Annotated in this window: 17 protein-coding genes, 1 pseudogene and 1 riboswitch; of the genes and pseudogenes, 8 read left to right on the forward strand and 10 right to left on the reverse strand. The window is 71.2% G+C overall.

The window, feature by feature from the left end; all coding sequences use genetic code 11:
• The first annotated feature begins 25 nt into the window (after positions 1-25).
• The 6 genes and pseudogenes from AB0367_RS18095 to AB0367_RS18120 all read left to right on the forward strand — a co-directional run bounded on the left by AB0367_RS18095 (position 26) and on the right by AB0367_RS18120 (position 4,682).
• Complete coding sequence (locus AB0367_RS18095) at positions 26-400, forward strand: hypothetical protein (RefSeq protein WP_366227469.1); 375 nt, start codon at positions 26-28, stop codon at positions 398-400.
• The gene (locus AB0367_RS18100) at positions 397-582 is read left to right on the forward strand and encodes a hypothetical protein (RefSeq protein WP_366227470.1); all 186 of its coding nucleotides are present in this window, start codon (positions 397-399) and stop codon (positions 580-582) included. Before AB0367_RS18095 ends, AB0367_RS18100 begins: the two co-directional genes overlap by 4 nt.
• A gap of 80 nt (positions 583-662) precedes the next feature.
• The gene (locus AB0367_RS18105) at positions 663-884 is read left to right on the forward strand and encodes a hypothetical protein (protein ID WP_366227471.1); all 222 of its coding nucleotides are present in this window, start codon (positions 663-665) and stop codon (positions 882-884) included.
• Positions 885-888: 4 nt separating this feature from the next.
• Positions 889-1,029 (forward strand): hypothetical protein, encoded by a 141-nt coding sequence (locus AB0367_RS18110; RefSeq protein ID WP_366227472.1) that lies wholly within the window; start codon positions 889-891, stop codon positions 1,027-1,029.
• 88 nt (positions 1,030-1,117) lie between these two features.
• A complete protein-coding gene (locus AB0367_RS18115; RefSeq protein WP_366227473.1) occupies positions 1,118-2,725 on the forward strand; it encodes a ubiquinol-cytochrome c reductase cytochrome b subunit in 1,608 nt (535 codons plus the stop codon).
• A 110-nt stretch (positions 2,726-2,835) separates the two neighbouring features.
• Positions 2,836-4,682: pseudogene (locus AB0367_RS18120) on the forward strand (KUP/HAK/KT family potassium transporter).
• A gap of 70 nt (positions 4,683-4,752) precedes the next feature.
• On the opposite strand, the gene AB0367_RS18125 reads toward AB0367_RS18120, so the two are convergent.
• The 4 genes from AB0367_RS18125 to AB0367_RS18140 are packed head-to-tail and all read right to left on the reverse strand — an operon-like array spanning position 4,753 to position 8,246.
• Positions 4,753-5,652: a metal ABC transporter permease gene (locus AB0367_RS18125; RefSeq protein WP_366227474.1), complete on the reverse strand. Its 900-nt coding sequence runs from the start codon at positions 5,650-5,652 to the stop codon at positions 4,753-4,755.
• Positions 5,639-6,514, reverse strand: a complete 876-nt coding sequence (locus AB0367_RS18130; RefSeq protein ID WP_366227475.1) for a metal ABC transporter permease — start codon at positions 6,512-6,514, stop codon at positions 5,639-5,641. Before AB0367_RS18130 ends, AB0367_RS18125 begins: the two co-directional genes overlap by 14 nt.
• A gap of 12 nt (positions 6,515-6,526) precedes the next feature.
• Entirely contained in the window at positions 6,527-7,276 is a 750-nt protein-coding gene (locus AB0367_RS18135; protein WP_366227476.1) for an ABC transporter ATP-binding protein, read from the reverse strand.
• Between the two features lie 22 nt (positions 7,277-7,298).
• Positions 7,299-8,246, reverse strand: a complete 948-nt coding sequence (locus tag AB0367_RS18140) for a metal ABC transporter substrate-binding protein (RefSeq protein ID WP_366227477.1) — start codon at positions 8,244-8,246, stop codon at positions 7,299-7,301.
• 276 nt (positions 8,247-8,522) lie between these two features.
• Between AB0367_RS18140 and AB0367_RS18145 the strand changes: the two genes are divergently transcribed.
• Positions 8,523-9,215 (forward strand): hypothetical protein, encoded by a 693-nt coding sequence (locus AB0367_RS18145; protein WP_366227478.1) that lies wholly within the window; start codon positions 8,523-8,525, stop codon positions 9,213-9,215.
• Positions 9,216-9,278: 63 nt separating this feature from the next.
• On the opposite strand, the gene AB0367_RS18150 is transcribed toward AB0367_RS18145, so the two are convergent.
• From AB0367_RS18150 to AB0367_RS18165, 4 genes are all read right to left on the reverse strand, one after another.
• Positions 9,279-10,637 carry a condensation domain-containing protein gene (locus AB0367_RS18150; RefSeq protein WP_366227479.1) on the reverse strand — a complete coding sequence of 453 codons (1,359 nt, stop codon included), beginning with the start codon at positions 10,635-10,637 and terminating at the stop codon, positions 9,279-9,281.
• 432 nt (positions 10,638-11,069) lie between these two features.
• On the reverse strand, positions 11,070-12,491 hold the full coding sequence (locus AB0367_RS18155; protein WP_366227480.1) for an MBL fold metallo-hydrolase: 1,422 nt from the start codon (positions 12,489-12,491) through the stop codon (positions 11,070-11,072).
• Between the two features lie 179 nt (positions 12,492-12,670).
• Positions 12,671-13,504 carry a hypothetical protein gene (locus AB0367_RS18160; RefSeq protein ID WP_366227481.1) on the reverse strand — a complete coding sequence of 278 codons (834 nt, stop codon included), beginning with the start codon at positions 13,502-13,504 and terminating at the stop codon, positions 12,671-12,673.
• A 308-nt stretch (positions 13,505-13,812) separates the two neighbouring features.
• A riboswitch (cyclic di-AMP (ydaO/yuaA leader) is annotated at positions 13,813-13,956 on the reverse strand.
• A gap of 242 nt (positions 13,957-14,198) precedes the next feature.
• Positions 14,199-14,705, reverse strand: a complete 507-nt coding sequence (locus AB0367_RS18165; protein ID WP_366227482.1) for a MarR family transcriptional regulator — start codon at positions 14,703-14,705, stop codon at positions 14,199-14,201.
• A 68-nt stretch (positions 14,706-14,773) separates the two neighbouring features.
• Here AB0367_RS18165 and icmF point away from each other — a divergent pair, with 68 nt between their 5' ends.
• Positions 14,774-17,986: a fused isobutyryl-CoA mutase/GTPase IcmF gene (icmF, locus tag AB0367_RS18170; protein ID WP_366227483.1), complete on the forward strand. Its 3,213-nt coding sequence runs from the start codon at positions 14,774-14,776 to the stop codon at positions 17,984-17,986.
• Between the two features lie 49 nt (positions 17,987-18,035).
• Here the strand turns inward: icmF and AB0367_RS18175 are convergent, their stop codons facing one another.
• Entirely contained in the window at positions 18,036-19,136 is a 1,101-nt protein-coding gene (locus tag AB0367_RS18175) for an ionic transporter y4hA (RefSeq protein ID WP_366227484.1), read from the reverse strand.
• A gap of 3 nt (positions 19,137-19,139) precedes the next feature.
• Positions 19,140-20,231: a sulfite oxidase gene (locus AB0367_RS18180; protein WP_366227485.1), complete on the reverse strand. Its 1,092-nt coding sequence runs from the start codon at positions 20,229-20,231 to the stop codon at positions 19,140-19,142.
• Positions 20,232-20,423 lie beyond the last annotated feature (192 nt).

Here is a 20,423-nt window from a genome sequence, read left to right on the forward strand (position 1 = left end):
GCGGCGATGGGTTACCCGCACCGGCGTGATCCAGTGCCGCGACACCCTGGCGCTCCCCGGCGATGCGCATGGGCCGTTGCTGCTGCGACAGGTCGAGGCGGTGGACGGCGAGGCCGTCCTCGACGTGAGCCTCGACCTCCGCGGCGGACTCGGTCTTCGGCGGTCGGTGACGCACCGGCGCCGAGACAGGTCGTGGACCGAACGCTGCGCCAATGCTGGACAGGTCGCCCGGGATGCCGCGCACGCGGTCGCGGTGCTGCGCGGGATGACCCATCCGGACGGCGGTACGGTCGCGGCGGCGACCGCGTCGGCCGAGCAGGGCCGCGACTACGGCCACCGGTACGTGTGTGGCTGCGGGACCCGTGCATCATCGGGCGAGCCGCCGCGACGGCCGGGGTGACCGGGCTGCTGGACGATGCGGTGCGCTACGTCGCGGCGCGGCTGGGCGAGCACGGCCCGGCCACCGTGCCCGGCTCCACGGTGACGGGCGGGCCGATCCCGGACGAGCGGGGACTGCGATTCCTGCCCGGCTATCCGGGCGGCGCCGCCACGGTCGGCAATCACGTCAACCGGCAGTTCTAGCTCGACATGTTCGGCGACGCCCTGGGACTGTTCGCCGCGGCAGCCCGCGCCGGCGGCTCGACCCGCCCGCCTCGGCGGCGATGCGGATAGCCGCCGAGACCGTCTGCGAGCCCGACGCCGGCATCTGGGAGCTGGGCGCCGACCGCTGGACCAGTTCCCGGCTGACCGCCGCCGCCGCCGGAATGCGCGTCGCGGCCGCAGTGCGCCCGCGACGATGCGCGGGTCGACGCGGTGCTGCTGCTGAGGACGCCTACGTCTACCGGTACCGGCCCGGCTACGCGCAGGCTGCACCGCACGGGTGACGAGGTGGCCGCCGTCCGGGTGTCCGAGCGCAACCGGGCGGCGTGTGGTCTCACCGGGCTGTTCGCCGAGCTGCTCAACGCCGCAGTGCGCGGCACGCCCTTCGGCGACCACCCGGAGCGGCGCATCTCCCACCGGCCGGCGTGACTTCGCGGCGCGGCCCGGGCTTGGACGTGGCACCAGTGGGTAGCGGCAGAACCAGGATTGCGGTCGGACCTGCCTTCTGGGAGCGGCCATGAGACGACGCAAGACCGATCTGCGGACCCTGCCGGCCAGGTCGGCGAGGGGGATCGACGAGCGGTTCCAGGCGGCCACGCCGCTGCGCCGCCTGCTCAACAAGGTCTTCCCGGACCACTGGTCGTTCCTGCTGGGCGAGATCGCGCTCTACTCGTTCATCGTGCTGCTGCTCAGCGGCACCTTCCTCGCGCTGTTCTTCGACCCGTCCATGCGCGAGTCGGCCTACGACGGCAGCTTCCCACCGCTGCGCGGCGTGGAGATGTCGCAGGCCTACAACACGACGCTGCAGATTTCGTTCGACATCCGCGGCGGCCTGTTCGTGCGGCAGATGCACCACTGGTCGGCGCTGCTGTTCGTGGCCGCGATCGTGGTGCACATGTTCCGGGTGTTCTTCACCGGCGCGTTCCGCAAGCCGCGCGAGGCCAACTGGATCGTCGGCATCCTGCTGTTCTGGATGGCGTTCCTGGAGGGCTTCGCCGGCTACTCGCTGCCCGACGACGCGCTGTCCGGCACCGGCCTCCGTATCGCGAGCGCCATCATGCTGTCGATTCCGATCGTCGGTACCTGGGTGACCACCTCGCTGTTCGGGGGCGAGTTCCCGGGTGAGATCATCCTGTCCCGGTTGTACATCGTGCACGTCCTGCTGGTCCCCGCCGCGCTGCTCGCGCTCATCAGCGTCCACATGGGCCTGCTGGTGAAGCAGAAGCACACCCAGTGGCCCGGCCCTGGCCGCACCAACGAGAACGTGGTCGGCGTGCGGATGTTCCCGGGTTTCGCGGCCAAGTCCGGCGGCTTCTTCATGTTCGTGTTCGCCGCGCTCGCCTTGCTGGCCGGCCTCTTCCAGATCAACCCGGTCTGGCTGTACGGGCCGTACAAGGCCGCGGTCGTCTCGGCGGCGAGCCAGCCCGACTGGTACGTCATGTTCCTCGACGGCGCCGCCCGTCTCATGCCGGCGTGGGAGATCCGGTTCCATCTGTTCGGCAACGGCTACACGCTCGCGCCGATCTTCTGGCCCACGGTCGTGCTGCCCGGCATCCTGGCGATATTGCCGATGCTGTACCCGTTCATCGAGCAGCGCTTCACCAAGGACAAGGCCATCCACAACCTGCTGCAGCGCCCACGGGACAATCCGTCCCGCACCGGGCTCGGCGCGATGGCGATCACGTTCTACGCGGTGATGCTGATCTCCGGCGGCAACGACCTGGTGGCGGACAAGTTCCACATCAGCCTCAACGCGATGATCTGGGCCGGTCGCATCGGCGCCGTGCTCCTGCCGCCGCTGGCCTTCTACATCGCGTACCGGATCGCGCTGGGGCTGCAGCAGCACGACCGCGAGGTGCTCGTCCACGGCATCGAGACCGGCATCATCCGCCGCCTGCCCGACGGTCGCTTCGTCGAGGTCCACCAGCCGCTCCCGGTGGCCGGCGAGGAGGAACGCGTCCTGGAGTACGCGGGCTGGGTGGTCCCGAAGAAGATGAACCGGATCGGCGCGCTCGCCCCGACGGTGAAGGGCTTCTTCTTCCCGATCGAGAGGCCCCCCGCGCTGCCGGTCCGGCGCGACCGCGACGAGCACGGGGAGGTCACCTCAGGCCACGAGGCCGAGTAGTGACCAGCAGCGTGCAAGGGACAACACCGGGTGGTGGGCCGGCGGTTGGCCACGGGGTTCGGACCCGCGACTCCGCGCGGCTGGCGCTGGTGGTGGGCGCGTTGGGGGTGGTGTTCGGCGACATCGGTACCAGCCCGATCTACACCCTGCAGACCCTCTTCGCCCCGAGCGACCCGCACCCCGTCCCGGTCAGCGCGGAGAATCTCTTCGGCGTTGTGTCGCTGGTCTTCTGGTCCGTCATGATCATTGTTACGGTCACCTACGTGCTGCTCGCGATGCGTGCCGACAACGACGGCGAGGGCGGCATCATGGCCCTGATCACGCTGCTGCGCCGGTGGGGCGGGCAGCGCGGCGGACGGGCCGCCGCCGCGCTGGCGGCCCTGGGCATCTTCGGCGCCGCGCTGTTCCTCGGCGACAGCATGATTACCCCGGCGATCTCGGTGCTCTCCGCGGTTGAGGGCCTCAAGACGGTACAACCGTCGCTGGCCGAGGCGGTCGTGCCGATCACCGCGGTGATCATCTTGGCTTTGTTTCTGGTGCAGCGGCGCGGCACCGCGGCCGTCGGGCGGGTCTTCGGACCGGTGATGATCGTCTGGTTCGTCACCATCGGGGTGTGCGGGGTGGCCGGCATCGCGCGGTACCCCGAAATCCTCAAGGCGCTCTCTCCCGTCTATGCGATCGGGTTCCTGGCCGGCCACTTCGGCGTCGCGTTCTTCTCGCTGGCCGCAGTGGTGCTCGCGGTGACCGGCGCCGAGGCGTTGTACGCGGACATGGGCCACTTCGGCCGCCGGTCCATCACCCGGGCCTGGCTCTGGCTTGTGTTCCCGGCGTGCGTGCTGAGCTACTTCGGGCAGGGCGCGCTCATCCTGAAGGACCCGGCCAACATCAAAGGCCCGTTCTTCCTGCTCGTGCCCGAGTGGGGTCGCCTGCCGCTGGTCGTGCTGGCCACCGCCGCCACTGTCATCGCCTCGCAGGCGGTGATCACCGGGGCGTACTCCGTCGCCGCCCAGGCCGCCGAGCTCGGCTACCTGCCGCGGCTGCGGCTGGTGCACACCTCCGAGTCGCAGATCGGCCAGATCTACGTACCGTGGATCAACTGGCTGCTTTGGCCTCTGTGCTCACCCTCGTGTTCGCCTTCCGCAGCTCCGCGGCGCTCGCGTTCGCATTCGGCATGGCGGTCACCGCCACCATAACCATTACCACCCTGATGTTCTTCTATATCGCCAGGCGCAAGTGGAATACGCCGCGCTGGCTGCTCGGCGCCGGCGGGGCCGTGCTGCTCACCGTAGACCTGCTGTTCGTGGCGGCAAATCTGACCAAGTTCGTGCACGGCGCCTGGCTGCCGCTGCTCATCGGCCTCACCGCGTTCACCGTCATGACCACCTGGCAGAAGGGCCGCCAGATCGTCACCGCCGAGCGGCAGCGGCAGGAGGGCTCGTTGCGCGAGTTCGTGGACCGTCTGCACGCCGACCGCTCGCTCACCGTCCAGGTTCCCGGTACTGCGGTGTTCCTCAACCGCGGCAAGGAGACCGCGCCACTGGCGATGCGGGCCAACGTCGAGCACAACCACGTGCGCCACGAGCACGTCTTGATCCTGTCCCTGGAGACCGAGCCGATCCCGCGCATCCCGCCGACCGAGCGGATCACGGTCGACGACCTCGGTCATGCCCACGATGGCATCGTCCACGTCGCGGTCCGCTTCGGCTACATGGACACCCCGGATGTGCCGGCCGCGCTGCGCCTGCTCGACCCGGCCACCACGGAAGGCACCCTCCAGGTGGACCGGGCGTCGTACTTCCTGTCGAAGATTGAGCTGCGCCGTGGCGAGCAGCCCACGATGGCCGGCTGGCGCAAACGCCTGTTCATCGCCACTTCGTACATAACTGCCGACGCCGCCGAACACTTCGGTCTGCCCCGCGACCGCACTGTCATCATGGGCTCCCACATCCAGGTGTGAGCGCGCCGGCACACGACGTGTCGGCCGTCGCGACGTGCGCATGCCGCGGCGGTGGCGGACCCCCTTCCCTTCACCGCCCGGTCGCGGGCACCGGTTCGCCGTGCGCCGCCCGGTCGGGTTCGCCCGCCGGTGGTGTCCTGCGGCGTCGGCGGCGATGAGCGGCGCGGGCGATCAGGCCTTGCCGCGGTGCGAACATCGTCGACAGCATGAAGCAGGCGGCGGCCAGGAGGCTGATCGCACCGCCGGCGGCGATGTCGAACGCGCGGGACAGGTACAGGCCGCCGACCGCGCTGCACACGGCGACCGCGACGGCGAAGGCGGTCATGCTGGCGATGCGGTCGGTCCACAGGCGGGCGGCGCCGGCCGGGGCGACGACGAGGGCGAGGGTGAGGATGGTCCCGATGGCCGGCACCGTTGTCGCGACCACAGCCTCGATGAGTATCAGGACGAGCAGGTCCATGGCGCCGGTACGGTAGCCGGCGGCCCGGGCCCCGTGGCGGTCGAAGGCGGCGTAGAGCAGTTCCTTGTGGACCGCGGCGAGCACGAGGACGACGCCGGCGGTGACGGCGGCCGCCACCATCAGGTCCTGCTCGTCGACGGTGAGGATGGAGCCGGTGAGGTAGGCGGTGAGGTTCTTGGTGAATCCGTTCTGCGCGGACAGCAGGACGACGCCGAGGGAGAACCCGGCGGCCAGGGCGACCGCGGTGGCCGTGCTCACGTCGTGGCCGCGGCGGCGGGACAGCGCGGTGACGGTGAGCGCGGCCAGCACGCCCGCGACGGCGCCGCCGAGGTAGAGGTTGACGCCGATGACGGCGGCGATGACGACGCCGGGGAAGGTGGCGTGGGTCATGGCCATGGTGAAGAACGCTTGGCGGCGCAGGACGACCTGCACGCCGATGAGCCCGCACATGCTGCCGACGAGGACCGATTCCAGCAGGGCGCGGTTGAACGCGACGTCAAGCCACCGCATCGGATGTCCTCCGGGACTGTACCGCCCGCGCGAGCCCGCCGGCGAGCAGGGTGAGCAGGTAGACGGCGACCAGGGTGAGCACGACGGTGGCGCCGCCGGCCAGGCGCAGGCCGTGGGAGACCGAGGCGCGGTAGCTGATGGCGAGGCCGAGGTAGCCGGACAGCGCGGCGACGGCCACGCCGGCGAGCGTGATCGGCGCGATGCGATCGCTGATGAGCCGCCCGGTGGCGGCGGGGACGACGAGCAGGGCGATGACGAGGATGGTGCCGACTGACTGGGCGGCGGCGACCACGACGAGCGCGACGGCGAGGTTGAGCACGAGGTCGAGCAGCCAGATCCGGTAGCCCATGGCGGCGGCGGCCTGCGGGTCGAACGCGCGCAACAGCAGTTCCTTGTGCAGCAGGGCGAGCGTGATCAGGACGAGCCCGGCGACGACGGCGGTCTGGGCGATCTGGCCGGTGGTGACGGTGAGCAGCCGGCCGAAGAGGAACGACGTGAGGTCGGCGGTGTAGGAGGCGCGGCGGGAGACGAGCACGACGCCGACGGCGAACATCGCCGCGAGCAGTACGGCGAGGGCGGTGTCGTCGGTGACCCGGCGGGACCGGGTGAGCAGCGTGAGCAGGACGGCGGTGACCGCGGCGGCGGCGAGGGCGCCGGGCAGGACGCCGTCGACGCCCGCGGTGAGGAAGCCGAGCACGATGCCGGGGAAGACGGTGTGGGTCATGGCGTCGGCGACGAAGCCGAGGCGCCGGGTGAGCACATGGGTGCTGACGACGCCGGCCAGGCCGGCGAGCAGCAACAGCTCGGTCAGCGCGCGGGCCATGAACGGGACGGCGAACGGTTCGACCAGGGTGGCGTGCATACGGTGGCTGCCTCAGTGGTGGGCGACGACGATCTGGTCGCCGTGCAGTTCGAGGGCCTGGTTGCCGTACGTGGCGCGCAGCAGGTCCGGGGTGAGGGTGGCGCCGGTGGGGCCGAAGCCGAACATGCGCCGGTTGAGCAGGCAGGCGTGGTCGCTGACGTGCTGGGCGAGGGCGAGGTCGTGGGTGGAGATGAGCACGGCGGTGCCCTGCCGCTTGAGCCCGCGAAGCGCGCCCAGCAGGGCGTCCTGGCTGACCAGGTCCACGCCGTTGAACGGCTCGTCGAGCAGCAGCAGCCGGGGTCGCTGGGCGATCGCCCGGGCGAGCAGCACGCGCTGGCGCTGCCCGCCCGAGAGGGTGCCGAAGGTCGCCCGGGCGCGCTCGGCCAGCCCCACCTGGGCGAGGGCCTCGGCGGCGATGCGCCGGTCGTCGCGGCCGGGCCGGCGCAGCCAGCCGACCTCCCGGTAGCGGCCCATCAGCACGACCTGCGCGACCGAGACCGGGAACTGGGGGTCGAGGATGTCGGCCTGCGGCACGTAGGCGACGTCGCGGCGGGCCGCCGCAGGTGTCCGCCCGAGCACGGTGACGGTGCCGCCGACGACCGGGACGAGGCCCAGGACCGCCTTGATCAGCGTGGACTTCCCGGCCCCGTTCGGGCCGATGAGGGCCACCACCTCGCCGGCGTGGACGCGGCCGGTGACCCCGGTGAGCACCGGCTCGGCGTCGTAGGCGATCGCCGCGTGGTCGATGTGCAGCGCTTCCACTACCGGGGGAGTAGCCGCCGGGTCAGCCACCGAGGGCCTGCACGAGGACGTCGGTGTTGTGCTCCGCCATCTTGAGGTAGGTGTCGCCGGCCGAGCCCTGCGGGCCGAGCGTGTCGCCGTAGAGCGCGTCCTCGCCGGCGACGACCTTCACGCCGGCCTGCCTGGCGATCGCCTCGGCGGTCTTCGGCGGCAGCGAGCTTTCGGAGAAGACCGCCTTGGTGCCGGTCTTCTTGATCTTGGAGACGATGTCGTCGACGTCCTTGGCGGACAGTTCGGCGGAGGTGTCGAAGCTCGGGATGATCGAGCCGACGAATTCCAGCTGGTAGCGGTCGATGTAGTAACCGAACGCATTGTGGTTGGTGACCAGCTTGCGGCCGTCGGGCGGCAGCTTGTCGATCTTCGCCTGGATGTCGGCGTCGAGCCTGTCGAGCTTCGCCGAGTAGTCGGCCAGGTTCTTCTGGTAGATCGCCGCGTCGGCGGGGTCGGCGGCGGCGAATGCCTTCTCGATGTTCTGGGCCATGATCTTGGCATTGCGGGGGTTGTGCCAGATGTGCGGATCCCCGTCCTTCTGTTCCTCGTCACCGTTGCCCTGGCGGATCTTCACGCCGGTGCTGGCGTCGACGGTGACACCCTTGAACCCGGCGGAGGAGATCGTCTCGTCGAGCCATCTCTCCAGGCCGATGCCGCTCTTCACGACGACCTTGGCGGCGCCGATCGCGGTGATGTCGGCCGGGGTCGGCTCGTAGTCGTGCGGGTCGATGTTGGGCTTGAGGATCTGGGTGACCGTCACCTTGTCGCCGCCGATGTTGCGGGCGAAGTCGGCGACCTGGGTGGTCGTGGCCACCACCGCGAGCTTGCCGCCGTCGGCCGCGGCGGGCTGCGCGGTGGTGTTGTCGCCGCACGCGGTGAGTGGTGCCGTCAGTGTGGCGGCGAGTGCGAAGGCGGCTATGGGACGCCGGGAAGGGCGCATGGTTGTGCTCCTCGGGCAAGAGGTGAGGCTCAGTTGCGTGAACGCGCCAGACGATACGCGTTTTCATTTTCAATAACGAGCCGTCGCATCGCGATGTACGCATGGACCGCCCGGACGCCGGCAGCGCGAGCAGATGCTGGATCGTGGTTCCACCGGCACTGCGGGGAGCGCTAGACTCGGCGGCCTACCAACGTCCGCCCGGAGGTCTTCGGCGAGCCCCGGGCCGTCTTCTGGAGGGCCAGTGCGTCCTGCCTCGCCGAAGCCGCGTGCAGCAGCATGACCAATCGCATCCGACCCCGCCCGGGCGCTCGCGGTGCTGTCCGCACCACCGGCCGACCGTCGCTGCCCCGCTGGATCTATCCGGCCCTTGCCGCCGCCCTCGCCGTGGGTGCCCTGATCGGAGCCCTGGTCGGTGCCGCCACCGCCGACCCGCGCACGGAGCAGCAGAAACGCATCGACGCGATGCAGGCCGCCGACGTCCAGCGTGACGCCGACCAGGTGGTCGCGCTCACCGATCAGGCCCGCCGCGTGCGCGACCTGCTCGGCTCGACGCTCGACGGGCTGTACACGGCCCTGCCGCACGGCGCCGCCCCCGGTCCGCTGGCCACCGCTGCCCAGGCCGAGGGCTGGAAGGCGGCCACCCGCCAGGGCGCCGGCGAGTTCGCGAATCCGCCGTCGGCCGGCACCGCCGTCAACGTCGCCCGGGCCGGCCTCGCCGCCGGGGCGCGCCAGCTCGACCTCGCCGTCGACACCTACGCCGCGGCGCTGAAGGCCGGCGACGACGTGCGCCCGGCGCTGCTGGACCTCGCCTCGCGTCAGCGCGACAGCGCCATCGCGAGCTGGTCGATCGGCGCGACCCAGCTCGATCAGCTCAACGTCGACACCGGCCACGGCCATCAGCACGTGTTCCTGCCCAACCAGCCCGGCCAGGGCGCGATGACCGCGGACGGCGAGCGCGAGGGCGGCTGAGACAGTCGCCGTCGTCGACGAGGCGTGTGGGCTTGCCGTCCGCGCCGGGCCGGCGGCGCCGGGCTACCCGGTCCGGCCCGTGACCGCGGTGGCCTGGTCGAGCGCGGCGGTCACGACGAGCGACTCGATGCCGCGCAGGCAGGTCTCCAGCATCGCGGGCGACACGGAGGCGGTGTCCACCCGCCAGGTGAGCTCGATGCCGTCCGCGACGGCATCGACGTGCAGGTAGCAGGTGGCGTCGAACTCGCTGGAGCGGGGACCCCAGCGCAGGCTGCTGCGAGGCAGCGCGTCGCTGATCTGCCACGGCGTGGGAAGCGCGCCGGCGGGCGCCTGCGCGGCCGAGCGGCGGCGGTCGTTGAAGTAGCACAGGGTGTCGAGCTCGGTCTCGCGCTCTGCGCCGACCCGGTCCACCAGCGCCCAGAGGTCGCGGGGGTGGTAGTACGCGTGCATCCCGGCGGCGAGCTGGCTGCTCCAGGCGCGGGCGACGACCTCGTCGAACGTGTCGGCGGCGGTGTCGATGACGGCGAGGCCGGCCTGCGCCAGGTTGCTCACCGAAGCGGCGAAGCCGGGCCGGAAGCGGTTGCTCACGACGATGCGGAACGCCCCGACCGGCTGTCCGGAGAGACGCCCGAGCATGACCGCGTACGCGGCGAGCAGGACGGTGCCGGTGTGCGCCTTCGTCCGCTCGGCGATCGCGGCCAGGGCGAGGGCCGTCGCGGGCGTCGTGAGGGTGGCCTCCCACCATCGCTCGTCCTGCGCGACGAGCGGTTCGGCGAAGCGGCGCGGCTCGATGGCGTGCAGGTGGCGATCCCAGTACCGCAGCGAGGCCTCGTGCTGCCGTCGCGCGGACCGGTCGCGCTGCGCCCGGGCGAGCGCGAGCGGCTGGATGCCGTCCACCGGGGCGAGCTGCCGGCCGGTGTCCGGTTCGAGGTTGGCGAGGTCGGCGACGAGCGCCTCGAAGCCGTATCCGTCGATGGCCATGTGGCAGTACAGGGCGACGAGGTGGACGGCGCGGTCGCCGTCGGCGATCACTGCCATCCGCACCGGCCAGTCGGTGGCCGGATCCCAGTAGGCTGCCTCATACCGCTCGCGGACGGCGGCCGCCAGCCGCTCGGGGTCACCGTCGTCGCGGTACACCTCGAGTGTGATCTCGCCGCCGCGGGCCAGCTGTTGCTTCGGGGGGTTGTCGCTGTCGAGCAGCAGCCGGGTGCGTAACGACTGGTGGCGGCTCATGATGAAGCCCAGCAGGGTCGCGATGTCCTGCACGGTGGTGCCGGCGTCGAGCGGCATCGTGCCGCCGGTCCACTCGGTGGCCTCGATGACCTGCATCGATCGCCAGGCGGCGAACTGTCCCCAGGTCAGGTCCTCGACGCCGTCGCCTTCGCCTTCGAACGGCACAGTGATGCGATGTGTCGCGTGCATTCCCGTCCTTGTCGACGTCGGGAGGAAAGAGCCTGCGCCGGCCGCGTTTCCGCGAGTGCCGGCGCAGCGTCGAGGTGACCTGGCTCCTTAGAGGTTGCGCACGCCCTTCATGGTTGACCTCCCTCCGTGCAGTGGCTGTCGCTGGCCCGAACAATAGCGTCGGTCACGCTGCGGGGGAAGAATGAGATCATTCGAAAGACGTCAATTAGGCCCAATGTCCAAAGTATTCACGGTGATCGACGTTAATTCGAGGGGTGCGGCGAGGGTCTGGACGAGGGGACTTCGATATTGAAATGTCGGCCTGATGTTTGCTTGATGTTGGTCTGATGCCGGCTCAGGCTCAGGACCGCATGGCGCCGCACGCCGCGCGCTACGCGCGGCGCAGCGGCGCCGTCATGGGCGATGAGGGCTTCGAGCGGCCGTGCGGCCCGGTCAGGCGGTGCGGAACCGCCGGATCGGGCCGTCCAGGGACTGGTCACGCTCGGCGTGCAGGCGGCCCTGCGAGACCAGGAGCTCGAGGTGGGCGGCGGTCTCACAGACGGCCAGCATCCGGTTGAACAGGTCGAGGTCGTCGAAGCGGCGCTCGCGGCGGGTCCACGGCAGCCGCGCAGTGACCTCCAGCCCGGTCTCCGCGCCGCTGGCGACCGCCTTCTCGGTCTGCTCCAGGCGGGCGCCGTGGTGCTCGACCAGCTCGTCGACGCGGCGGTGCACGCTCGGGGCCGCCGGGCCGTGCGCGGGCAGCAACAGCGCGTCGGGCCGGGAGCGGATCAGCGCCAGCGAACCCAGGTAGTCGCGCAGCGGATTGGGCGCGACGGCGGCGTCGAAGCCGATCGACGGGGTGATCTCGGGCAGTACGTGGTCGCCGGCGAACAGCACGCCCGCGGCCTCGTCGTGAAACACCACGTGACCGTTGGTGTGGCCGGGCGTCGGCAGCACCGTGAGGGTCCGCCCGGCGACCTGGAGCGTCTCCTGGCCGTCGAACCAGTCGTCGGGGTACTCCCAGAACCGCCGCTGGTCCTCCGGCGAGCCGCTCGGCACACTGGCGGCGATCTCCCGCACGAGGTCCTGCGCGCCCATCTGTGCGAGGATGCGCAGCTGGCCCTCGAGCGTCGGCCGGTTGGCGTCGTGCGCGTGCTCGATCGTCGTGCGCTCGCCGGCGCCGAGGCTGATCCGGGTGCCGAACTCGCGGCGCAGGGCGACCGCCTGCGTGTAGTGGTCGCGGTGCACGTGCGTGACGAGGAACCTGCGGATGTCCGCCGGTGCGTGGCCCAGCCCGTCGAGGGCATCGATCAGCCGGGCCCGCGACTCGGGGATGGCCCAACCGGCGTCGATGAGGACGAGATCGTCGGCGACGGCGAGCGCGTACACGTTGACCGCCCGCAGGCCGTCCTGCGGCAGCGGCAGCGGGATGCGGTGGACGCCGGGCGCCTCCTCGAAGGCCCCGGGCTCGGTCCAGGCGGTGCTCAGGACGTCACCGCGCCGGTCTCGGCGTCGCGCGGCGACTGCTCGTCGACCGTCACCTGGTGCATCTCGTCGGGGGCCTCCAGCAGCATGTCCGCAGGGTAGCCCAGGCAGCCGTAGCGCTGCAGCGCGCCCACCACGCCGGTGACGTGGTGGGCGTGTCCGGCGGTTGAGCGGGAAGATCGTGTCGGCGGCGGCGAAGGCGTCGAGCCCCTCGGCCACTTGGTAGGACAGGCCGTCGCCGCCGGTGACGAGGCCCGGGGCGGCGCCGCACACGTGCACCTCGTAGGGCATGCTCGGGCGGCTGGTGAACACCTGGGCCGGGATGCCCACGTCGAGCGGCTTCGCCCCGTCGAGCACCAGCACGACCACGCGGTGGTTCCCCTCGGCCATACCGCCCCCTTCCGTCGCCCGTGCAGCGTCGCACCGCCGGGTCCGGGCCGACAGTGGCGAGATTGCCACGTACCGCAAGTTTCCCGCCATCCGCCGGGAACCTCCGTGCGGCCAGGAGGAAGACCGCGCTGAGCCTGCGGCTGCGGCGCCCCGCCGGGCGCCGCAGCCGGCGGCATGTACTACGCGACGGCGCTCACGACCTGCTCCGCGAGGGTCTGCCACTTGGCGTAGGCGTCCGGGAACGCCGACACCTGCACCGTCTGCGCCGCCACGGTGACCGGCATCTGCTCCCAGCCGGAGACCTTCATCAGCGCCGCGTAGAAGCGGCGCGCGGACTCGGCCGGATTCATCAGCTGGGTGACGCTACCCCAGTTCGGCCGCTGCTGGAACAGGCCGACCGAGTCGTGGTCGCTCCCGACGCCCTCGTTGGGCAGGTTGAGCGAGTCCGGCACGTTGGGGTTCGCGAGGTTGCGCAGATGGCTTTCCTGCAACGCGGTCGCGATCGCCACCACGAAGGCGCGGTGCGGCAGGTCCAGTTGCTGCCCGACCTGGATGATCGTGACGGCGTTGTTCATCTCGGTCTGGGCCAGCCCGCCGACGGGGCTGTGGACCGTCGGCGACGACGTGGCCGGCTTCGGCGGGGCCGCGGCAGTGGTATTCGCGGGTGACGGAGGGCTCTGCGCCGGTGACTGCTTCGGCTGCGTGCCGGCCGGGGACGACGGCTGCCGGCCGGGCTCGTCGCCCCTGCGCGCGTCGCCACGCGACGCGCGGTTCTCGGCGTCCGCCGCCCGTTCGCCGTCGCTCTGATACGCGGTTTCGGCCTGTGCCACGGTGTTGTCCGGTGCGGTGCCGGGCGACGGGGATAGGAACAGCGAACCGATCGCCGCGAACGCGATGACGACCCCGGCCGAGTACAGGCCGGTCCTCGTGCGGGCCGCCGAGTGGCGGCCGCGGCGGTAACGTCGCAGGTGACGCAGGCCGCGCCGGCGCGGCTCGGGCTCATCGGCAGGCATGAGGCGACCTCACGACCGGTGGACGGTGTTGCTTGCGGTATTTCACGAGAACCTCGACAGTTGTGCTGAGAACGCGGCTGCTGCTGGACTGCGGACGGCGGCGCCGCTGGTGCGGGCCGGCACGGAACGAGGGCACGGGCCATCGCCCGTCCACAGGGGACGGTGGGGTGGGTGCCTGGTGTGCCGGTGCGACCGGTGGGCGCGCCGGGAACGGTTACCGGACCGGGCGATGCCCTTGCTGTGCCGGTCGGCTTCCGGGGCCGCGGGTCGAGGTGTGACGCCATGCGAGGGCGAGGGTGTGCACGTGATGCTCCTTCCGATACCGCCTACCGGGTTAGCTGACGGATTCGGGCGGGAGGATCGCCCTACCTCACGGCGCGTGGCCGCTCGGATTCACCCCAGTTGCGCTTGGTTCCCCGGTTCGTGCGAGCACGACTCAGCGGGTCCGCCGCGGTGTCACCCTCCACAGTGACGGCCGACGCAGCGAACGTCATGACCATAACGGCTGCGTATACGTAGGTGAACCCCCTGCGGGGAACTGACAAGGTGCGCGCGGCGGCCCGGCGTTCTGCCCTCGCCGCGAACGTTTTGCCTGGTGGCGGCTGTCGTTCCGGCTGGGCGACGGATGGATTCGCCCGCGGCGGGGATGACGGGCGGTGCGCGCCGATCGATGCCCGCTCCTGGCTCGGCCGGGTCAGAAGTCGCCGGCGTTGCGGCGCAGCTCCGTGATCACCTCGATGAGTGAGCCGACGGTCGCCGGTGCCAGCCAGGGTGCGGCGAAGACCTCGGTGTTGAGCTCGGCCGTCGCGGCCTCGGCGAGCTCGCGCCCCGCGTCGAGCAGCTCGACGATGGTCGAGCGGCGGTCGGCCGGGTGTGGGGTGCGCCGCACGAGCCCGGCGGCCTCGAGGCGGTCGACGGCGTTGGTGACGCTGGTCGGGTGCACCTGGAGCCGCTCGCCGATGAGGGCCATGGGCAGCGAGGACTTGCGGCTGAAATACAGCAGCATCAGCACCTCGTATCGGGCGAAGGTCACGCCGTGGGGCTTGAGCACCGCCTCGACGCGGGCCAGCGCGATCTGGTGGGCGCGCATGAGGGACGTGACCGCGGCCATGCCGTCGGCGGCGTGTGCCCAGCCGTGCTCGGCCCACAGCCGGCGTGCCTCGGCGATCGGGTCGAGGGGAAGGCCGCTATTGGTCGACACGAAGGTCATGATAGCGGTCGGGGTAGCTGTGTGGACGTCATATAGTCGGACACCCTACTATCTAGCCCATGAGTCTCCACGTGCCGGCCAATCCCGTCCGCTTCGTCACCGCGGCGAGCCTCTTCGACGGCCATGACGCAGCCATCAACGTCATGCGCCGGCTGCTGCAGGCTCAGGGCGCCGAGGTGATTCACCTCGGGCACGACCGCAGCGTCGACGAGGTCGTCACCGCGGCCGTGCAGGAGGACGTGCAGGGCGTGGCGATCTCGTCCTACCAGGGCGGACACGTCGAGTACTTCGAATACCTCGTCGACCGGCTCGCCGAGCGCGGCGCCGGGCACGTGCGGGTCTACGGCGGTGGCGGCGGCGTGATCGTGCCGGAGGAGATCGCGGCCCTGCGCGAGCGCGGTGTGCGCATCTTCAGCCCGCAGGAGGGCCAGCGGCTGGGCCTGCCCGGCATGATCAACGTGCTGATCCGCGAGTGCGACACGGACCCGGTGCGCGGCCAGGTCGACGTGGCGGCGCTGCTGGCCGGCGACGAGACGGCCCTGTCCCGGGCGATCACCACGCTGCAGGCGGGCGCCGACCCGGACCTGGCCGCCGCGGTGGGGGAGGCGGCCCGCCGGCGCCCCGTGCCGGTGCTCGGCATCACCGGCACGGGCGGCTCCGGCAAGTCGTCGCTGACCGACGAGCTGGTCCGGCGGCTGCGCCGCGACTGCGAGGACAAGCTGCGGGTCGCCGTGGTCGCCATCGACCCGACCCGCCGCCGCGGCGGCGGGGCGCTGCTCGGCGACCGCATCCGGATGAACAGCATCGCGCCCGGGGTGGTCTACTTCCGGTCGCTGGCGACCCGCGTGCAGGACGGCACCGTTCCCGCGCATCTGGCCGACGTCGTCGCCGCGTGCCAGGCCGCCGGCAACGACCTCGTCATCGTCGAGACGCCCGGCATCGGCCAGGGCGACGCGGCCATCACCGGCTACTCCAACGTCTCGCTGTACGTCATGACGCCCGACTTCGGCGCCGCCAGCCAGCTCGAGAAGATCGACATGCTCGACCTCGCCGACGTCGTGGCGATCAACAAGTTCGAGCGCCGCGGCGGCGAGGACGCGCGACGCGACGTCGCCCGGCAGCTGGTGCGCAACCGCGAACAGTTCGGCACGCCATGGGATGAGATGCCGGTCTTCGGCACGAGCGCCGCCCGCTTCGGCGACGACGGGGTGACCGCGCTGTACCACCACCTCAAGGAACTGCTGTCCGGGCACGGGTTCCCCAGTTTCCCGGGCGTGCTGACCCCCGTCGCCGGGCGGGTGTCGACCGGGCTGACGTCGGCGCTGCCCAAGGGCCGGGAGCGATACCTGTCGGAGGTCGCCGAGGCGGTGCGCGGCTACCACGCGACCACCACGGCGCAGGCCGCCGTCGCCCGGCGCCGTCAGCACCTCACCACCGCCCGTGACCTGCTGCCCGGCGAGGAGGCCGTCGCCCAGCTGTTGGAGGCGACGGAGCGGGAGCTCTCCGGCGAGGTCCGTGAACTGCTCGACGCGTGGCCGGCGACCCGCGAGGCGTACCGCGGCGACGAATTCGTCTACCGGGTCCGGGAGACGGAGATCCGTAGCCCCCTGACCCGCCAGACGCTCTCCGGCAGCCGCATCCCGCGCGTCGCGCTGCCCCGCGACGGCGACGACGGCGAGCTGGTCCGGTTCCTGCGCGCGGAGAACCTGCCCGGCGCGTTCCCGTTCACCGCCGGGGTCTTCCCGCTCAAGCGCACCGGCGAGGCGCCGGCCCGCATGTTCGCGGGGGAGGGCGACCCCTTCCGCACCAACCAGCGCTTCCACCTGCTCAGCGCCGGCCAGCCGGCGACGCGGCTGTCGACGGCCTTCGACTCGGTGACCCTGTATGGCCGCGATCCCGACCGGCGCCCGGACATCTACGGCAAGGTCGGCACCTCGGGAGTGTCGATCGCCACCCTCGACGACATGCGCGAGCTGTACGCCGGCTTCGACCTGTGTGACCCGAAGACGTCGGTCTCCATGACGATCAACGGGCCGGCGCCGACGATCCTGGCGATGTTCCTCAACGCCGCGATCGACCAGCAGACCGCGGCGTTCACGGCTGAGCACGGGCGGGAGCCGGACGCGCAGGAGGCGGCGGCGATCCGGGCGCGGACCGTGTCCACCGTGCGCGGCACCGTCCAGGCCGACATCCTCAAGGAGGACCAGGGCCAGAACACCTGCATCTTCTCCACCGAGTTCGCGCTGCGCTGCATGGCCGACATCCAGGAGTGGTTCATCACCAACCGGGTGCGCAACTTCTACTCGGTCAGCATCAGCGGCTACCACATCGCCGAGGCCGGCGCCAACCCGATCAGCCAGCTCGCGTTCACCCTCGCCAACGGCTTCACCTACGTCGAGGCGTACCGCGCCCGGGGGATGGACGTGAACGACTTCGCGCCCAACCTGTCGTTCTTCTTCTCCAACGGCATGGACGCCGAATACACTGTCATCGGCCGGGTCGCCCGCCGCATCTGGGCCGTCGCCATGCGTGAGCGCTACGGCGCCGACGATCGCTCGCAGAAGCTGAAGTACCACATCCAGACGTCGGGCCGCTCGCTGCACGCCCAGGAGATGGACTTCAACGACATCCGCACCACGCTGCAGGCCCTGTGCGCCATCTACGACAACGCCAACAGCCTGCACACCAACGCCTATGACGAGGCCGTGACCACCCCCAGCGCCCAGTCGGTGCGCCGGGCCCTCGCGATTCAGATGATCATTGACGCCGAATGGGGCCTGTCCGTGACGGAGAACGCGCTGCAGGGCTCGTACATCGTGGACCTGCTCACCGACCTCGTCGAGGAGGCGGTCCTGGCCGAGTTCGACCGCATCTCCGAACGCGGCGGCGTGCTCGGCGCGATGGAGACCGGCTACCAGCGCGGCCGTATCCAGGACGAGTCGATGCTGTACGAGCAGCGCAAGCACGACGGGTCGCTGCCCATCATCGGGGTCAACACGTTCCTCGGCGCGCCCGGCGGCGACGAGGCGACGACCGGCCTGGAACTCGCCCGCGCGACCGAGGACGAGAAGGAGTCGCAGGTTCGCCGGCTCGCCGACTTCACGACCCGCAACGCCGCGCAGGCCCCGGCGGCACTGGAGCGGCTGAAGACGGCGGCCGGCCAGGGCGACAACGTCTTCGACGCTCTGATGGACGCCGTGCGGTACTGCACCCTCGGCCAGATCAGCGATGCGTTCTTCGAGGTGGGCGGCCAGTACCGCCGCAACGTCTGAGCGTCGCACGAGCGCCCTCTTCCTCGCCGCGAGCCCGTGCGACCACGGTTCACGGGCTCGCGGCGAGGAAGAGGTAGGCGGCGAACACGAGCAGGTGAATGCCCGCCTGCATGAGCGTGGCGCGGCCGGGGAGCACCGTGAGCACGCCGATGATGCCGGTGAGCGCGAGCAGCACCATCTGCGTGCCACCCAGGCCCAGCACCAGCGGCTGGCCGATCCAGATCGAGGCGACGGCGATCGCCGGGATGGTGAGCCCGATGCTCGCGATCGCCGAGCCGAGGGCGAGATTCAGGCTGACCTGCACCCGGTCGCGCTGCGCGGCGCGCGCGGCGGCGATCGTCTCGGGTAGCAGCACCAGCAGTGCGATGACGACGCCCACCACCGACTGCGGCAGGTGCGCGGCCTGCACGCCGGCCTCGATGGCCGGTGACACGATCTTGGCGTCGCCGACGACCGCGATCAGCGCCACGACCAGCAGCACCAGGCTGATCAGTGCCGCGCTGACCGGCGGCGGCTCGCTCTGCTCGTCGACGTTGATGAAGTCTTTCTCGGCCGCGACCGGCAGGAAGTAGTCGCGGTGCCGCCTGGTCTGCACCAGGACGAACAGCCCGTACAGGGCGAGCGAGGCGACGGAGGCGAACGCCAGCTGCGCCGGGGTGAATCGTGGCCCCGGACGGGTCGTGGTGAAGGTGGGCACGACCAGGCTCATCGTCGCCAGGGTGAGCACCGTGGCGAGAGCGGCGCCCGTGCCTTCCGCGTTGAACTCCGCCACGTGCTGGCGCAGGGCGCCGATGAGCAGCGTGAGGCCGACGATCCCGTTGCAGGTCACCATGACGGCCGCGAAGACGGTGTCACGGCCCAGGGTCTGCGCCTTCGTCCCGCCGTCGATCGAGAGCGCGACGATCATGCCGACCTCGATGATCGTGACCGCGACCGCGAGGATCAGCGCGCCGAACACCTCCCCGACCCGGTGCGCCACCACCTCCGCGTGGTGTACGGCCGCCAGGACCGCGCCGGCCAGGAGCACGACGACCACCGCGATGACGAATCCGGGCAGTGTGCGGTGCCAGGTGAACGCCAGCACCACGAGGGCGAGCACGGGAACGATGGCGACCCAGCCGAGCAGTCGCTCGCGAACGAAGGCGCTCACGGGCTACAGGGCGGCGATCAGGTGGACGTTGCTCCACGACGTGTTGAGGTAGCCCAGCGGGTTCCACAGCGGTTCGGGGTGTTCGGGCTGGGTGGCGGCGCTGGTGTCCCAGGCCCGTGCGGTGATCTCGACTCGTCCGGGTGGCAGGTTGACGGTGGCGCGCCACAACACCCACGCCCACGGGCCCGGCGGGTGTTCCATGTCGGCGACCCGCCAGTTCTTGCCGCCGTCGGCGGAGACGTCGACGCGGGCGACCGCGCGGTGCTCGCCGGCGGTCGCGTAGCCGGTGACGAGGTTCGGGCCGACGAGGACGTGGGAACCCTCGGACGGGGTGAGGATGGCGGAGTTGAGCGCCGCGACGCTGAGGGACAGGCCGCTGCCGGCCGGTGCCGTGCCGGGATCGGTCTCGGCGGGCAGGACCCGGTAGTCCAGCGCCTGGAAGTAGCTGGACGAGGGGTGCCGCTGGGCGGTGATGCGTTCGACCCACTTGACGCTGCGGGCGCCGACGTAGCCGGGCACGATCACCCGGACCGGGGCGCCGTGCGCGACGGGCAGCGGTTCGTCGTTCATCCGCCAGGCGAGCAGGACGTCGCCGCTGGTCGCCTTGTCCGCGGGGATGGAGCCGCCGAACGGCTGGGCGGGGTCGATGCCGGTGGCGCGGTCGGCGCCGGTGAAGGCGATGTGGTGCGCTTCGCCGCTCGGTCCGGCGGCGGCCAGGACGTCCCGCAGCCGTACGCCGGTCCAGCGGGCCGTGGAGATGGCCGCCGAGCGCCAGGGTGTCTGCCCGGGGATGTCCCGCACGGCCATGAGCTCGCCGCGGCGATTGCCGGCACAGGCCAGGGTCGCGACCACGGTGTGGTGCTCAAACCGGCTCTGCAGGTCGGCCAGTGACAGTTCGAGCGGACGCTCGACGAGCCCGTCGACGCTCAGCCGCCAGCTGGCGGGGTCGATCCGGGGGATGTTCCCGTGGTTGCGGCTGTAGAAGGTGTCGGTCGGGGTGATCGGGTGTCCGGCGAGCGCGGCAGGCGGCGGTTCGGCGTTGAACGGCTCCGCCGTGTGGATGAGCATGTCGTCGCGTTTGTTCCAAGCGCCCATGGCGGCACCTCGTCCCGTTGCTCGGGTGTCCCGGCACCGGCCCTACCCGGGCCGCCGTCGTTCATGCCTGCGCCACCGCCGCTGAACATATTGACGAGTGCTTGTGCGCTGAGTACCGTGCGCAATTAGGCAACTTTCTTTAAAGTAGTCCTCCCGCTCTCACCCACACCCCAATCCTCACCCTCGGAGCGC

The organism is Dactylosporangium sp. NPDC051484 (genome assembly GCF_040689395.1).
In the GTDB taxonomy this organism is placed as follows: Bacteria; Actinomycetota; Actinomycetes; order Mycobacteriales; family Micromonosporaceae; genus Dactylosporangium.

Bases quoted from the DNA above. Each gene is read 5' to 3' on its own strand.
- AB0367_RS18115 (WP_366227473.1), top strand. From the start codon at position 1,118: ATGAGACGACGCAAGACCGATCTGCGGACCCTGCCGGCCAGGTCGGCG.
- AB0367_RS18180 (WP_366227485.1), bottom strand. From the start codon at position 20,231: ATGGGCGCTTGGAACAAACGCGACGACATGCTCATCCACACGGCGGAG.
- AB0367_RS18125 (WP_366227474.1), bottom strand. From the start codon at position 5,652: ATGCGGTGGCTTGACGTCGCGTTCAACCGCGCCCTGCTGGAATCGGTC.
- AB0367_RS18155 (WP_366227480.1), bottom strand. From the start codon at position 12,491: ATGGCCGAGGGGAACCACCGCGTGGTCGTGCTGGTGCTCGACGGGGCG.
- AB0367_RS18145 (WP_366227478.1), top strand. From the start codon at position 8,523: ATGACCAATCGCATCCGACCCCGCCCGGGCGCTCGCGGTGCTGTCCGC.
- AB0367_RS18160 (WP_366227481.1), bottom strand. From the start codon at position 13,504: ATGCCTGCCGATGAGCCCGAGCCGCGCCGGCGCGGCCTGCGTCACCTG.
- AB0367_RS18140 (WP_366227477.1), bottom strand. From the start codon at position 8,246: ATGCGCCCTTCCCGGCGTCCCATAGCCGCCTTCGCACTCGCCGCCACA.
- AB0367_RS18130 (WP_366227475.1), bottom strand. From the start codon at position 6,514: ATGCACGCCACCCTGGTCGAACCGTTCGCCGTCCCGTTCATGGCCCGC.
- icmF (WP_366227483.1), top strand. From the start codon at position 14,774: ATGAGTCTCCACGTGCCGGCCAATCCCGTCCGCTTCGTCACCGCGGCG.
- AB0367_RS18105 (WP_366227471.1), top strand. From the start codon at position 663: ATGCGGATAGCCGCCGAGACCGTCTGCGAGCCCGACGCCGGCATCTGG.
- AB0367_RS18150 (WP_366227479.1), bottom strand. From the start codon at position 10,637: ATGCACGCGACACATCGCATCACTGTGCCGTTCGAAGGCGAAGGCGAC.